Genomic DNA, 13,520 nt, shown 5'->3' with positions numbered 1-13,520 from the left:
GGGACGCTGACGTGGAGAACCTCATCGGATTGCTCGTCGCGGCACCGCTGCTGGGCGCGGCCCTGCTGCTGTGCGGCGGGCGGCGGCTGGACCGCGCCGGGCACTGGCTCGGCACCCTGTTCGCGGCCGTGTCCTTCGCGATCGCCGTGGCGCTCTTCGCCGACATGCTGGGCCGCGGCGCCGAGGACCGGGTGCTGGGCGCGACGGTGTTCAGCTGGGTGCCGGTCGGCGGCTTCCGGGCGGACGTCGGCTTCCAGCTCGATCAGCTGTCGATGACCTTCGTCCTGCTGATCACGGGCGTGGGCACCCTCATCCACCTCTACTCCGTCGGCTACATGGAGCACGACGAGCGGCGGCGGCGCTTCTTCGGCTATCTGAACCTCTTCCTGGCCGCGATGCTGCTGCTCGTCGTCGCCGACAACTACCTTCTGCTGTACGTGGGCTGGGAGGGCGTCGGCCTCGCCTCGTACCTGCTGATCGGCTTCTGGCAGCACAAGCCGAGCGCGGCCACGGCCGCGAAGAAGGCGTTCCTCGTCAACCGCGTCGGTGACGTGGGCCTGTCGATCGCCATCATGCTGATGTTCACCACGTTCGGGACGTTCGCCTTCGGGCCCGTCCTGGACCGGGCGGCGGAGGCGGGCGAGGGCAAGCTGACGGCCGTCGGCCTGATGCTGCTGCTCGCCGCGTGCGGCAAGTCCGCCCAGGTGCCGCTCCAGTCCTGGCTCGGTGACGCGATGGAGGGCCCGACCCCGGTCTCGGCCCTGATCCACGCGGCGACGATGGTGACCGCCGGCGTCTATCTGATCACCCGGTCCGGCGCGGTCTTCGACGCGGCGCCGGACGCGCAGACGGCGGTCGTGACCGTGGGCGCGGTGACGCTGCTCTTCGGTGCGATCGTCGGTTGCGCGAAGGACGACATCAAGAAGGCCCTGGCGGGCTCGACGATGTCCCAGATCGGCTACATGATCCTCGCCGCCGGGCTGGGTCCCGTCGGCTATGTCTTCGCGATCATGCACCTGGTGACCCACGGCTTCTTCAAGGCCGGGCTCTTCCTCGGCGCCGGATCCGTGATGCACGGGATGAACGACGAGGTCGACATGCGGCGCTACGGCGGCCTGCGGAAGTACATGCCGGTCACCTTCGTCACCTTCGGCCTCGGCTACCTCGCCATCATCGGCTTCCCCGGTCTGTCCGGCTTCTTCTCCAAGGACAAGATCATCGAGGCCGCCTTCGCCAAGGGCGGCACCGAGGGCTGGATCCTCGGCGGAGCGGCGCTGCTGGGCGCGGGCATCACCGCCTTCTACATGACCCGCGTGATGATCATGACGTTCTTCGGTGAGAAGCGCTGGCAGTCTGATGGTGAGGGCAAGGCCCCGCACCCGCACGAGTCGCCGCGGACGATGACGATTCCGATGGTCGTGCTGGCCTTCGGCTCCGTCTTCGCCGGCGGGCTGTTCAGCGTCAACGACGCGTTCCTGAAGTGGCTGGAGCCCGTCACCGGCCACGCCCACGGGAACCCGCCGGTCAGCGCGCTGACGGTGACCCTGTCGACCATGGTCGTGCTCGTCCTCGGGGTCGGGCTCGCCTGGCTGCGGTACGGGCGCGGGCCGGTGCCCGTCACCGCGCCGCGCGGCAGCCTGCTGACCCGGGCGGCCCGGCGCGATCTCCTCCAGGACGACTTCAACCACGTCGTCCTCGTCCGCGGCGGCGAGCACCTCACCCGCAGTCTCGTCTACGTCGACCACACCCTGGTCGACGGTGTCGTCAACGGCACAGCCGCCTCCGTCGGCGGCCTGTCGGGCCGGATGCGCCGGCTGCAGAACGGCTACGCGCGTTCGTACGCGGTCTCGATGTTCGGCGGTGCGGCCGTGCTCATCGCCGCGACCCTGCTGATGAGGGCGGTCTGAATATGTCTTTTCCCCTGCTGACGGTGACGGCCGCGGTGCCCGCGGCCGGCGCGGTCCTGACCGCGGCCGTCCCGGCCGCCCGGCGCACGGCGGCGAAATGGCTCGCGCTGGGCTTCTCCCTTGCCACGCTCGTGCTGGCCGCCGTCCAGCTGGTGCGGTTCGACCCGGACGCCGAAGGGCCGTTCCAGCTCACCGAGTCCCACGCCTGGATCAAGGACTTCGGGGTCCGCTACGAGCTGGGCGTCGACGGCATCGGGGTGGTGCTGATCGCCCTGACGGCGCTGCTGATCCCCTTCATCATGCTGGCTGGCTGGCATGACGCCGACCCCCCGGCCGGCGCCGCGGGCGGCTCGTCGCGCTGGCGGCCCACCCAGGGCTTCTTCGCCCTGATCCTCATGGTCGAGGCCATGGTGGTGATCTCCTTCGAGGCCACCGACATCTTCCTCTTCTACGTCTTCTTCGAAGCCATGCTGGTCCCGATGTACTTCCTCATCGGCGGCTTCGGTGACCGGGCCGGCGGGCGCGGCGAGGAGGAGACGGCGGCCCAGCGGTCCTACGCGGCCGTGAAGTTCCTCCTGTACAACCTCGCCGGCGGGCTGATCATGCTGGCCGCCGTCATCGGGCTGTACGCGGTCACCGCCGATCAGCTCGGGGCGGGCACGTTCTCGCTCCAGGAGATCGTCCGGGCCCGCGCCGACGGCGAGCTGGACCTCGCGACCTCCACCGAACGGGCCCTGTTCCTCGGCTTCTTCTTCGCCTTCGCGGTGAAGGCGCCGCTGTGGCCGCTGCACACCTGGCTGCCCAACGCCATGGGCGAGGCCACCGCCCCCGTCGCCGTGCTGATCACCGCGGTCGTCGACAAGGTCGGCACGTTCGCGATGCTCCGCTTCTGCCTCCAGCTCTTCCCGGAGGCGTCGAAGTGGGCCACCCCGGTGATCGTCGTCCTGGCGCTCGTCAGCATCCTCTACGGGGCGCTGCTCGCGGTCGGGCAGCGGGACATCAAGCGGCTGGTCGCCTACGCCTCGATCTCGCACTTCGGCTTCATCGTCCTCGGGATCTTCGCGATGACCACCCAGGCGCAGGGCGGCGCGGCGCTCTACATGGTCAACCACGGGATCTCCACGGCCGCGCTGATGCTCGTCGCCGGCTTCCTGATCTCGCGCCGCGGCTCCCGGCTCATCGCGGACTACGGCGGGGTCCAGAAGGTCGCCCCGGTCCTCGCGGGGACGTTCCTCATCGGCGGGCTGGCCACGCTGTCGCTGCCGGGTCTGGCGCCCTTCGTCTCCGAATTCCTGGTCCTGGTGGGCACCTTCAGCCGCTACCCGGCGGCCGGTGTCGTCGCCACCGTCGGCATCGTGTTCGCCGCGCTGTACGTCCTGGTGCTCTACCAGCGGACCATGACCGGCCCGGTGAAGGACGAGGTGCGCAGCATGCCCGACCTCCGGCCGCGCGAACTGCTGGTCGTCGCACCGCTGATCGCGCTGCTGCTCTTCCTCGGCGTCTACCCCAAGCCGGTGACGCAGATCCTCGACCCGGCCGTCGAGCACACCATGTCGCAGGTGGACAAGACCGACCCCCAGCCCGATCTGAAGACGAACGATGTGGAGGCCGCGAAGTGAGCCACGCAGCATTCGTCCACAGCCTGTGGGCGATGTCGGCCGAGCCGCCGAGAAAGATCCCGGCCCCGCACATCGAGTACGCCCAGCTGTCACCGACGCTGATCGTGCTGGGCGCCGCGGTCCTCGGCATCCTCGTCGAAGCCTTCCTCCCGCGCCGTGCGCGGCACTCCGCCCATCTGCTGCTGAGCGCCGTCGGGCTGGTCGCGGCCTTCGCCGCCGTCATCGCCCTGGCCGCCGGGGGGTACGGCGGGGACAAGGCGAATCTCGCCGCCATGGGGGCCGTCGCCGTCGACGGTCCCGCGCTGTTCCTCCAGGGGACCATTCTCCTCGTCGCGCTGGTGGCCGTGTTCACCTTCGCCGAGCGCCGCCTGGACCCGGTGGCCCACGGCAACCGCGTCGACTCCTTCGCCGCGCAGGGCGCCGCCGTGCCCGGCGGCAAGGCCGAGCAGGAAGCGGTCAAGGCCGGGTTCGCCACCACCGAGGTCTTCCCGCTGCTGCTGTTCGCCGTCGGCGGCATGCTCGTCTTCCCCGCGGCGAACGACCTGCTGACGCTCTTCATCGCCCTGGAGGTCTTCTCCCTCCCGCTGTACATCCTGTGCGCGCTGGCCCGCCGCCAGCGGCTCCTGTCGCAGGAGTCGGCCGTCAAGTACTTCCTGCTGGGCGCCTTCTCCTCGGCGTTCCTGCTCTTCGGGGTCGCGCTGCTGTACGGCTACGCGGGCACGGTCACCTACGGCGGCATCGCCGACGTCGTCGACGGCACCACCAGGACGGTCGACCCCGCGCTCGCCGCGACCACCGGCAACGACGCGCTGCTGCTGATCGGCGGGGCGCTGGTGCTGATGGGGCTGCTGTTCAAGGTGGGTGCGGTGCCGTTCCACATGTGGACGCCCGACGTCTATCAGGGCGCCCCCACCCCCGTCACCGGCTTCATGGCCGCCGCGACGAAGGTCGCCGCCTTCGGCGCCCTGCTGCGGCTGCTGTACGTGGTCCTGCCGGGGCTGCGCTGGGACTGGCGGCCGGTGATGTGGGGCGTCGCGATCGTCACCATGCTGGTGGGCGCCGTCGTGGCCGTCACCCAGACCGACGTGAAGCGGCTCCTCGCCTACTCCTCCATCGCGCACGCCGGGTTCATCCTCGCCGGTGTCATCGCCACCAGCCCCGACGGCGTGTCGTCCGTGCTGTTCTACCTGGGCGCGTACTCGTTCGTCACCCTGGGCGCCTTCGCCGTGGTGACGCTGGTGCGCGACGCGGGCGGCGAAGCCACCCACCTGTCCAAGTGGGCGGGGCTCGGGCGGCGTTCGCCCCTGGTGGCGGCGGTCTTCGCGGTCTTCCTGCTGGCCTTCGCGGGCATCCCGCTGACCAGCGGATTCGCGGGCAAGTTCGCCGTCTTCAAGGCGGCGGCGCAGGGCGGGGCCGGCGGGCTGGTGATCGTCGGTGTGCTGTCCTCGGCGATCGCGGCGTTCTTCTACATCCGGGTGATCGTGCTGATGTTCTTCAGCGAGCCCAAGGCGGACGGTCCGACCGTCGCCGTCCCCAGCGCGCTGACGTCCATGGCCATCGCCGTCGGGGTGGCGGTCACGCTCGTCCTGGGCGTGGCCCCGCAGTACTTCCTGGACCTCGCGGGCCAGGCGGGCACGTTTGTCAGGTGACGCCGCCGTCAGGTGAGAGGCGGCGCCCCGGCACGCCCGTCGCCCCGGACCCCTGGAGAAGGGGTCCGGGGCGACGGGCGTTTTCCGCGGGCGTCAGCCGGTGATGCCGGCGCGGGCGTCAGCCGGTGATGCCGGGGATGCCGGTGACCTTGCCGTCCGAGCCCACCGTCTTGGTGAAGGTGTCCTCCTTGCCGGAGGCCCAGGACACCACGAGGGTCTTGCCGTCGACGCTCTTGACGGTGCCCTTGGCGTAGTCGGTGCTGCCGTCCTTGCAGTTGAAGGTGAGCGTCACCGGCTTGGCGTCGTAGTCGACCTTGCCGGCGCAGGCGGACTTGCCGCTGAGCATCGCCGTCTTGTCGGCGAAGGAGAGGATCAGCAGGCTCTTGTCCACGAGCTGGCCCTTGTTGCCCCAGCCGCCGTTGAGCGTCGCGGGCGTCACCGGGCCGGACGAGCCCGGGGTGTCGGCCGGCTTCTCGCCGGGCTTCTGCTGGTCGGCGGCCGGCGGCGTGGACTGCTTGGGGTCGCTCGGCTTGTCGTCGCCCTCGCTGCTGCAACCCGTCATCAGCACAGCGGCGAAGATCGCCGCCCCCGTGATCTGTACTGCCTTGCGCACGTGCGCTCTCCTCGATCGTGGATATGAACACGACAAATTAGCAGCCCTGATCCGCGGGTCCGGAATGCCTCAATCGCCCCCGCCGCCACCCCCGTCGCCCCCGCCGTCCCCACCGCCGCCGCCGCTGTTCTGGTCGCTCCGGACGTTGCGGTGCACGGCCTGCGCGATCCAGTCCGTCCGGACGAGCTGCCGCATGGCCTTGCGCTCGTGCCGCTTGTCCCACCCCGGGTACAGCCGCCCGGCCGAGCCGGTCGCGGACACCAGGGCGGCCAGGGCACGGGAGCGCGCGTCCGGGAAACCGGCGACCCGCGCCGCCTCGAAGCGCTGCCGGGTGCCGGTGGTCAGATCGAGCGGCCCCACGGGGTGGGTGACGTAGGGGATGAAGCCGAGGATCCGGCGGGAGCGGGCCCGCAGCGCCCCCCGCTCCACCAGCCGGGCCACCCAGGGCTCCTCCAGGTGCCCCGACGCGGTCCGCACCCAGCGGTGCGACTTGGGGCCCCGGGTCCCGGCCGCGGGCAGGCTCGCCATCGCCATGGCCAGCAGCGGGTCCCCGGGCGGGCGGGGGTCGAGCACGACGGGGCGCCCGTACTGCTCGGCCACGCGGCCCGCCAGTCGGAGTTCGGCCAGGACGGCCCCGGCCACGCCGTACTCCACGGCGCGGGGCGTGCTCAGCATCCGGCCCGTTTCGGGGTGGAGGGAGAGCAGCAGCAGCTCCTCGGGGAGCATGAGGCCGGGGCCGCCGCCGGTCATGGCGCGGCGGTGCCGGGCGCGGGGACGATCCGGCCGGTGACCTCGCCGAGGCCGATCCGGGCGCCGGCGGGGCCGGGGGCCCAGGCGGTGAGCGTGACCACGTCGCCGTCGGCCAGGTAGGGGCCCTTGCCCTCGGTCAGCTCCAGGAGGCAGCCGCGCTGGTCGGGGTCGGGGCCGCTGACCGTGCCGGACGCGTAGAAGTCGCCGGTGCGCAGCGAGGCGCCATTGACCGTCATATGGGCGAGCTGCTGGGCGGCCGTCCAGTACATGGAGGCGAACGGCGGCCGGGAGACCGTCTCGCCGTTGATCGCCACCTCGATCCGCAGGTCGATGCCGCCGGGCTCGGCCCCGGAGTCGTCCAGGTACGGCAGCAGCGGGAAGGTGCGCTCCGGCGGGGCGGTGCGGGCGGCGTCGAAGGCGTCCAGCGGGGTGATCCACGCGGAGACGGACGTCGCGAAGGACTTGCCGAGGAACGGGCCGAGCGGCACGTACTCCCACGCCTGGACGTCGCGCGCCGACCAGTCGTTGACGAGGCAGACGCCGAAGACGTGCTCGCGGAAGTCCGCCAGGGCCACGGGGGTGTTCGCGGGCGCGGGGGCGCCCACGACGAAGCCGACCTCGGCCTCGATGTCCAGGCGGAGGGAGGGGCCGAAGGAGGGCCGGGCGTCGGCGGGGGCCTTGCGCTGGCCCTGCGGGCGGACCACGTCGGTGCCGGAGACGACGACCGTGCCGGCCCGGCCGTGGTAACCGATGGGCAGGTGCTTCCAGTTGGGCGTCAGGGGCTCGCTGTCGGGGCGGAAGATCCGGCCGACGTTGGTGGCGTGGTGCTCGCTGGCGTAGAAGTCGACGTAGTCGGCGACCTCGAACGGCAGGTGCAGCGTCACGCCTTCCAGCGGGTGGAAGTGCTCCGCGCCGCCGTCGGCCGTCACCCAGGTGCGGACCTCGGCGCGCACGGCCTGCCAGACGGGCCGGCCCGCGGCCAGCAGGGGGTTGAGCGTGGGGGCGGTCAGCAGCGCGGTGTGCGCGGAGCCGTGGGCGGCCGCCGCCGCTGCCGCGTCGAGGACGTACGCGCCGTAGCGGACGCCGATCCGGCGGCGCTCGGGGGCGTCGGGGGTGGTGAAGACGCCGTACGGGAGGGTGTCCGCGCCGAAGGGGTCGCCTTCGGGCAGCTCGCGGGGGCTCTGCTGGGGCATGGGGACGCTGCCTCGCTCTCTCGGAAGCCTGCCGACCCCCCTCCATCGGGGGTCCCGGCCCACATTACGTGCTGGTGGCCGGCGCACAAGGGGCGTCGGGGAGCGCTTGCCGACGGCCGGCCCGCACCGGTCCGCGCGGCCGTCCCCGCGCCCTTCGGCCCGGCTCCGAACGCCCGCCCGGGCGCCGCCCGAACCGCTGTCCGATCACGGGCTAAAGCTCGGCCAATGTCCGGTAATTCCTTGCTGGAGCAGACGATTCCGAAGTAGCGTCCTTAATCGGGTCACACACAGTGGGGGGCCGCTGCGGCTGAGTGGCCGAGGGGGGTGCTGGTGGCGAGCAGGGGCACGCTCATCGCGGCGGACCGGTCCGTTCCGGGTCTGATAGTGAAGATCGGCAACTACCCCCTGCACCACGGTGGCGTCGGCGCCATCCGCAGTCTCGGCAGACTCGGCGTCCCCATGTACGCCATCACCGAGGACCGCTGGACGCCCGCCGCCGTCTCCCGGTACCTGCGCGGCGGCTTCGTCTGGCCCACCACCGGCACGGAAGGGGCCGAAGAGCTCGTCGAGGGGCTGCTGCGCATAGGCCGCAGGATCGGCCGTCCCACCGTGCTGCTGCCCACCGACGAGGAAGCGGCGGTGCTGATCGCCGAGCACGCCGCCGACCTCTCGGACACCTTCCTCTTCCCGCCCGTGGAGCGGCGGTTGCCCCGCCGGCTCGCGAGCAAGCAGGGGCTGCACGAGCTGTGCGTGGAGCACGGCGTGCCGTCCCCGGGCGCGCTCTTCCCCCTGTCCTACGAGGAGATCGAGGAGTACGCGGCCCGCGCCGTCTTCCCCGTGGTGGCCAAGAACCGGGAGGCGTTCGAGCGGCGCCGCCGGCCCGCCGTGCACGGCACCACCCGCATCGGCGGCCCCCGGGAGCTGCTGACCCTGGCGCGCGGCTGGGGCCCGGTGCCGGGGGTGATCCTCCAGGAGTACCTGCCCCGCGAGGAGGCGGAGGACTGGATCGTCCACGCCTACTTCGGCGCGGAGAGCACCCCGCTGGCGATGTTCACCGGGGTCAAGGTGCGCTCCTGGCCGCCGCACGCGGGCATGACGGCCCACGCGTACGTCGTGGACAACCCGGAGCTGGCCGACCTGGCCGCGCAGTTCATCAAGCAGATCGGCTTCTGCGGGATCATCGACCTCGACTGGCGGTTCGACCGGCGCGACGGCCGCTACAAGCTCCTGGACTTCAACCCCCGCATGGGCGCGCAGTTCCGGCTCTTCGAGAGCGCCACGGGTGTCGACGTCGTCCGGGCCCAGCACCTGGACCTCACCGGGCGCAGGGTCCCCGAGGGCGAGCAGCTCGCCGGGCGGCGGTTCGTCGTGGAGAACATCGACCTGCCCGCGCTCGCCGCCTACCGCCGCAGCGGCTACACCACCCCGCACGCGCCCGCCCGCGCCACCGGCACCGAGCTGGCCTGGGCCGCGCGGGACGACATGAAGCCCTTCTTCACCATGCTCGCCCGGTTCGTGCGGCCGGGCGTGCGGCACCTGTGGCAGCTGTGGCGCTCCAGGCGTGCCGCTGCCGTCGTCGAGTAAAACCCTGGGAGGGGACTCGTGACATTGCCCGTAGCAGTGATCGGGGCCGGTCCGTACGGTCTGTCGACAGCCGCCCATCTGAGGGCGCACGGAGTGGCCACCCGTGTCTTCGGCTCACCGATGGTCAGCTGGCGGGAGCAGATGCCCGCCGGGATGCTCCTGAAGTCCACCCCCGTCGCCTCCAGCATCCACGCCCCGCAGCCGGGCCACACCCTCCTCGACTTCTGCCGCGACGTGGGGGAGCGGCGCTACGAGTCGGACTGGGACACCATTCCCGTCGAGACGTTCTCCCGGTACGGGCTGTGGTTCCAGGAGCGGCTCGTCCCCGAGCTGGAGCGGGTGCGGGTCGTCTCGGTCGACCGGCGCTCCACGGGCTTCGAGCTGAAGCTGGACTCGGGCGAGCAGTTCACCGCCCGCGCGGTGGTCGTCGCCACCGGGCTGAGCGGGCTCGCCCACCTGCCGCCGGAGCTGGCCGCCGCCGCGCCGGACGGCCCCTCGGCCGCCGGCCCCGTCTCGCACAGCTCGCAGCACCGGGACCTGACCCGCTTCGCCGGGCGCGAGGTCGTCGTCGTCGGCGCGGGGCAGTCGGCGCTGGAGAGCGCGGTCCTGCTGGCCGAGGCCGGGGCGTCGGTCCGGGTGGTCGCCCGGCGGCGAGGCGCGGTGCGCTTCGGGGCGGCGCCGGACGGGCAGCCGGCGCTGCGGCCCGACAGCCCCTTCGGGCGGGCCTGGTCGCTGTACGCGTTCTCGAACTACGCGGACGCTTTCCGCCATCTTCCGGCGCCGGCCCGGCAACTCCTCGTCCAGCGGGTGCTGGGGCCGCTCGGCGCGTGGTGGCTGCGGGAGCGCTTCATCGGCGCGGTCCGGGTCTCGGAGGGGAAGCGGATCGTCCGGACACACCTGGAAGAGGGGCGTCCGGTCTTGACGCTGGCCGGGGCCGACGGCGTCGTCGAGGGCGAGCTCGCCGCCGACCACGTCCTCGCCGCGACGGGCTACAAGGTGGACCTGTCGGCCATGGACTTCCTGGGCCACGGCCTGCGCACCCGGCTCGCGGTCGGCGCGGGCGGGCCCCGGCTGGGCGCCGGGTACCGCTCGTCGGTGCCCGGGCTGTTCTTCACCGGCCTGCCGGCGGCGGCCAGCTTCGGACCGGTCATGCGGTTCGTCTGCGGCACGGACTACGCCTCGCCGCGCCTGGCGCGGGCGGTGGTGGCACTGTCCTAGCGGCCCGGCGGGCGCGCGGGGCGGGGCGGCGCCGGTGGCCCGCCCCGCGCGCCCGCGACGGCCGTGCGAAACCGGCGGTACCGGACGGACCGCCGGTTTTTATTCGGCCGAAGAGCCGTAGGGCGGGGGTGACCGGCCGTGACGGGCGGCGCGATACTCCTCGGGCCGGGTGCGCGACCGGGCCTGAGCAGGCACTCCCGGCCCGGCCGAGGGGCGGCGGGGCCCCGCGGGGAGCGTCGGCGGAGAGCGATCGAAGAGGCAGGCGCCCACGGTGATCGACAGCCGACCGGATACGCTGACTTTCGGTGGAGACAGCGACACATCGACAAACCCCGTGTTCGCAGGCAGACAGGAGTACCCCTCGTGACCGTCGTCGGGCCTTTCGGGCTGAGCGTGCGGGACCAGGCTCTTGAAGCCGATGTCCAGGCCGGGTTGGCCGCCGTCGAGGAAGGACTCCTCGACGCCACCAAGAGTGATGTGCCCTTCATCACCGAAGCCGCCCAGCACCTCGTCCGGGCCGGCGGCAAGCGGTTCCGCCCGCTGCTGGTGATGCTCGCCGCGCAGTTCGGCGACCCCTTCGCGCCCGGTGTCGTGCCCTCGGCCGTCGTCGTCGAGCTCACCCACCTGGCCACGCTCTACCACGACGACGTCATGGACGAGGCCGAGGTGCGCCGCGGCGTGGACAGCGCCAACGCCCGCTGGGGCAACTCCGTGGCCGTGCTCACCGGCGACTTCCTCTTCTCCCGCGCCTCGCACATCCTGGCCGACCTGGGCCCGGAGGCCGTCCGCATTCAGGCCGAGGCGTTCGAGCGCCTGGTCACCGGCCAGATCCTGGAGACGGCCGGCCCGCGCGACGGCCGCGACCCCATCGAGCACTACCTCGACGTCATCGCCGGCAAGACCGGTTCGCTGATCGCCGTGGCCGGGCGGTACGGCGCGATGATGTCCGGCGCCGACGAGCGCACGGTGGACATCCTCACCCACTACGGCGAGCGGCTCGGCACCGCCTTCCAGCTCGCCGACGACGTCCTCGACATCGCCAGCGACTCCCACGAGTCCGGCAAGACCCCCGGTACCGACCTGCGCGAGGGCATCCCCACGCTGCCGGTGCTGCACCTGCGTGCCCGGGCCGCGGCCACCGGCTCCCCGGCCGACCTGCGGCTGTGCGAGCTCCTCGACGGCGACCTCGCCGACGACGCCCTGCACGGCGAGGTGCTGCGGCAGCTGCGCGCCCACCCCGCCCTGGAGCAGGCCCGGCGCGACACCGTCCGCTACGCCCAGGAGGCGCGGGCCATCCTGGCACCGCTGCCGGAGTGCTACGCGAAGTCCGCCCTGGAGGACCTCTGCGACGCGGTCGTGCACCGGGCGGGCTGAGGCCCTCCCGCTGTGCCGCGCCGGGGCTTCTCCCCGGTGCTCCCCCGCGCGGGGGGCGGTCCCTTAAGGGGCGTCATACCCGAGAGGTACGCGGACGTGATCCCGTCGGCTGATGACCGGGGCGGCTCGGTTTGATGGAATCGAGAACGTCATGAACCGGGGAAAAAACCTTCGGTTCCCCGTTCCACCGCCGAGCGGCCGGGCCACAATGAGCCTGGGGGGTGGGCGAGTGCACGACGCGTTATGACCGCCGCCGATGACGGAGGTAGAGCAGACATGGCACCGAACGAACCGATCCAGGACACCGACGGCTCCGCACAGCGGGGCCCGGGCCGCCGCAAGGCCGCCCGCTACGCCGTGCCCGTCGCGGTCGCGGGTATCGCGGCGGCGACGATCGGCATCACCTCGGCCCTCGCGAACAGCGCCGACCCCGATCTGCCGAAGATCAGCGCCGAGGACCTGATAGCCAAGGTCGCGAAGTCGGACGTACAGCAGCTGTCCGGGTCGGTGCGGGTGACCACGGATCTGGGTCTGCCGTCGCTGCCGTCGGGCGTCTCGCTCGGCGGGTCGGGTTCCGCCGAGGGCAAGGGCGGGGACGCCTCCCCGCAGGCCAAGCTCACGGAACTCGCCTCGGGCACGCACACCCTGCGGGTGGCCGTCGACGGCCCCGACAAGCAGCGCCTGTCGATCGTCGAGCGCGCCGCGGAGTACAGCCTGATCCACAACGGCGACCAGGTCTGGGCGTACGACAGCGCGAGCAACACCGTCCACCACTCCAAGGCGCCGCGCGACACGAGCGGTTCCGCGGACCGGGCGCCGGGCGACCTGAGCGGTGCCGCGCCGCAGGAGCTCGCCAAGAAGGCCCTCGCCGCCGTCGACGACTCGACGTCCGTGACGGTCGACGGCACGGCCAAGGTCGCCGGCCGCGACGCCTACCAGCTCGTCGTCAAGCCGAAGGCCGGGGAGTCCACGGTCGGCGCGGTCCGCATCGCCGTCGACGCGAAGACCGGCACCCCGCTGAAGTTCACGCTCGCCCCGAAGGGCGGCGGCAAGGCCGTCGTCGAGGCGGCCTTCACCAAGGTCGACTTCTCCCGGCCGAGCGCGAGCACCTTCGACTTCACCCCGCCGAAGGGCGCCAAGGTCACCGAGGGCGAGCCGGCCGAGGGGGCCGCGGGCAAGGACGTCAAGGGCCTCAAGGGCTCCCACCAGGGCGAGATGCCCGGAATGGGCGAGCTGTCCGGCCTCAATGTGGTCGGCAAGAGCTGGACCTCGATCGCCGAGTTCCGCGTCCCGCAGGGCGCCGAGAGCGGCAAGGGCGCCGGCGCGGGCAAGAGCGCCGACGCCGCCGGGGGCCTGATGGAGAAGTTCGGCAGCAAGGTCTCCGGCTCCTTCGGCTCGGGCCATGTCTTCAGCACCCGCCTCGTCAACGCCCTGGTCACCGACGACGGCAAGGTCTACGTCGGCGCGGTCACCAAGGACGCGCTCCTCAAGGCCGCGAGCTAGGGCCCTGCCGGGCGGCATGGTCACCGCCAAGGACAGCGAGATCGACAAGGTCGTCGGCCTGGAAATAGGAGCCGACGACTACGTGACCAAGCCCTTCTCCTCCCGTGAGC

Annotated in this window: 10 protein-coding genes and 1 pseudogene; 8 read left to right on the top strand and 3 right to left on the bottom strand. The window is 72.3% G+C overall.

Translation table 11 applies throughout. From position 1 onward, the window contains the following. Positions 1 to 11 precede the first annotated feature (11 nt). From nuoL to nuoN, 3 genes are read left to right on the top strand one after another with little or no spacing between them, the layout of a single operon-like run. A complete protein-coding gene (nuoL, locus tag ABZ951_RS09270) occupies positions 12 to 1,907 on the top strand; it encodes an NADH-quinone oxidoreductase subunit L (protein ID WP_344087369.1) in 1,896 nt (631 codons plus the stop codon). A 2-nt stretch (positions 1,908 to 1,909) separates the two neighbouring features. Continuing rightward, positions 1,910 to 3,526 carry an NADH-quinone oxidoreductase subunit M gene (locus tag ABZ951_RS09265; protein ID WP_344087372.1) on the top strand — a complete coding sequence of 539 codons (1,617 nt, stop codon included), beginning with the start codon at positions 1,910 to 1,912 and terminating at the stop codon, positions 3,524 to 3,526. Then, the gene (gene nuoN / locus ABZ951_RS09260) at positions 3,523 to 5,175 is read left to right on the top strand and encodes an NADH-quinone oxidoreductase subunit NuoN (protein WP_344087375.1); all 1,653 of its coding nucleotides are present in this window, start codon (positions 3,523 to 3,525) and stop codon (positions 5,173 to 5,175) included. The genes ABZ951_RS09265 and nuoN overlap by 4 nt, the downstream gene beginning before the upstream one ends. Positions 5,176 to 5,293: 118 nt before the next feature. On the opposite strand, the gene ABZ951_RS09255 is transcribed toward nuoN, so the two are convergent. The 3 genes from ABZ951_RS09255 to ABZ951_RS09245 form a co-directional block, all read right to left on the bottom strand. Further along, positions 5,294 to 5,788, bottom strand: coding sequence for a hypothetical protein (locus ABZ951_RS09255; RefSeq protein WP_344087379.1), 495 nt, complete (start codon positions 5,786 to 5,788; stop codon positions 5,294 to 5,296). Positions 5,789 to 5,857: 69 nt separating this feature from the next. Beyond that, a complete protein-coding gene (locus tag ABZ951_RS09250; RefSeq protein WP_344087382.1) occupies positions 5,858 to 6,538 on the bottom strand; it encodes a GPP34 family phosphoprotein in 681 nt (226 codons plus the stop codon). After that, positions 6,535 to 7,731: a fumarylacetoacetate hydrolase family protein gene (locus ABZ951_RS09245; RefSeq protein WP_344087385.1), complete on the bottom strand. Its 1,197-nt coding sequence runs from the start codon at positions 7,729 to 7,731 to the stop codon at positions 6,535 to 6,537. The genes ABZ951_RS09250 and ABZ951_RS09245 overlap by 4 nt, the downstream gene beginning before the upstream one ends. A gap of 330 nt (positions 7,732 to 8,061) precedes the next feature. Here ABZ951_RS09245 and ABZ951_RS09240 point away from each other — a divergent pair, with 330 nt between their 5' ends. From ABZ951_RS09240 to ABZ951_RS09220, 5 genes and pseudogenes are all read left to right on the top strand, one after another. Next, positions 8,062 to 9,315, top strand: coding sequence for an ATP-grasp domain-containing protein (locus ABZ951_RS09240; protein ID WP_344087389.1), 1,254 nt, complete (start codon positions 8,062 to 8,064; stop codon positions 9,313 to 9,315). Between the two features lie 18 nt (positions 9,316 to 9,333). Further along, a complete protein-coding gene (locus ABZ951_RS09235; RefSeq protein ID WP_344087392.1) occupies positions 9,334 to 10,533 on the top strand; it encodes an NAD(P)-binding domain-containing protein in 1,200 nt (399 codons plus the stop codon). Between the two features lie 363 nt (positions 10,534 to 10,896). Beyond that, the gene (locus ABZ951_RS09230; protein WP_344087395.1) at positions 10,897 to 11,907 is read left to right on the top strand and encodes a polyprenyl synthetase family protein; all 1,011 of its coding nucleotides are present in this window, start codon (positions 10,897 to 10,899) and stop codon (positions 11,905 to 11,907) included. Between the two features lie 276 nt (positions 11,908 to 12,183). Next, positions 12,184 to 13,410, top strand: a complete 1,227-nt coding sequence (locus tag ABZ951_RS09225) for a DUF2092 domain-containing protein (protein ID WP_344087398.1) — start codon at positions 12,184 to 12,186, stop codon at positions 13,408 to 13,410. A 16-nt stretch (positions 13,411 to 13,426) separates the two neighbouring features. Further along, positions 13,427 to 13,520: pseudogene (locus ABZ951_RS09220) on the top strand (DNA-binding response regulator); the annotation flags it as partial.

Source organism: Streptomyces sp. NPDC046215 (assembly GCF_040646215.1).
Lineage (GTDB): Bacteria > Actinomycetota > Actinomycetes > Streptomycetales > Streptomycetaceae > Streptomyces > Streptomyces stramineus.
Note: the sequence above shows the minus strand (reverse complement) of the source record. Positions and strands in the feature narration are given on the sequence as shown.

Bases quoted from the DNA above. Each gene is read 5' to 3' on its own strand.
- ABZ951_RS09265 (WP_344087372.1), top strand. From the start codon at position 1,910: ATGTCTTTTCCCCTGCTGACGGTGACGGCCGCGGTGCCCGCGGCCGGC.
- ABZ951_RS09225 (WP_344087398.1), top strand. From the start codon at position 12,184: ATGGCACCGAACGAACCGATCCAGGACACCGACGGCTCCGCACAGCGG.
- ABZ951_RS09250 (WP_344087382.1), bottom strand. From the start codon at position 6,538: ATGACCGGCGGCGGCCCCGGCCTCATGCTCCCCGAGGAGCTGCTGCTG.
- ABZ951_RS09245 (WP_344087385.1), bottom strand. From the start codon at position 7,731: ATGCCCCAGCAGAGCCCCCGCGAGCTGCCCGAAGGCGACCCCTTCGGC.